Here is a 631-nt window from a genome sequence, read left to right as displayed (position 1 = left end):
GTGACTGCTCCCCGCCCTAAGCGCTAAAGCGCCACGGGCGAGGCTTCCAACTTCTCAGGCAGCAACTGGTACGTGACCAGATTGACGCTTGCCTCCATTGGCAGAAACCGACAGTCCTGCGGCCTTTAATTTTAAAATGCCTTGCGCCTTGATATTTAAGGCTGCATTGATGTCCCTATCATGCTGTGTTGAACAGGCTGGACAGTGCCAATCACGCACGTTCAGCGACAATTCTTCCAGCTTGTGTCCACAGCAAGAGCAGGTTTTAGAGCTAGCAAACCATTGATCAATTTTAATCAGATGCTTGCCTTGCTCTTTGGACTTGTATTCCAGCTTTTGGATCAAGCCTGACCAACTCGCATCGGCAATGTGCTTGGCCAATTTCCTGTTCTTCAGCATGTTTTTGACTTTCAGTGTCTCGACAATCACCGCTTGGCTTTCGTCAATGAGTTGTCGAGACAGCTTGTGCTGAAAATCAGCACGAGCATTCGCCAGACGCTGATGCGCCTTAGCGAGTTTAAGTCGGGCTTTTGCACGACCTTTGCTACCTTTCTTGCAGCGTGATAAGGCTTTTTGTTTTCGGCGCAGATTGGCACTGGCTTTCTTCAAAAAGCGTGGATTCGGTTTTTTC

At 49.0% G+C, this 631-nt stretch carries 1 protein-coding gene; it reads right to left on the bottom strand.

Annotated features, from left to right (window positions below):
• Window positions 1–54: 54 nt before the first annotated feature.
• On the bottom strand, window positions 55–631 hold a 577-nt coding region (locus CWE06_RS12350), incomplete at its 5' end, for an RNA-guided endonuclease TnpB family protein (protein ID WP_133307005.1).

Source organism: Aliidiomarina haloalkalitolerans, assembly GCF_003987315.1.
Taxonomy (GTDB): domain Bacteria; phylum Pseudomonadota; class Gammaproteobacteria; order Enterobacterales; family Alteromonadaceae; genus Aliidiomarina; species Aliidiomarina haloalkalitolerans.
The sequence above is the reverse complement of the archived record's forward strand: the minus strand, read 5'-3'. Positions and strand labels throughout refer to the sequence as shown.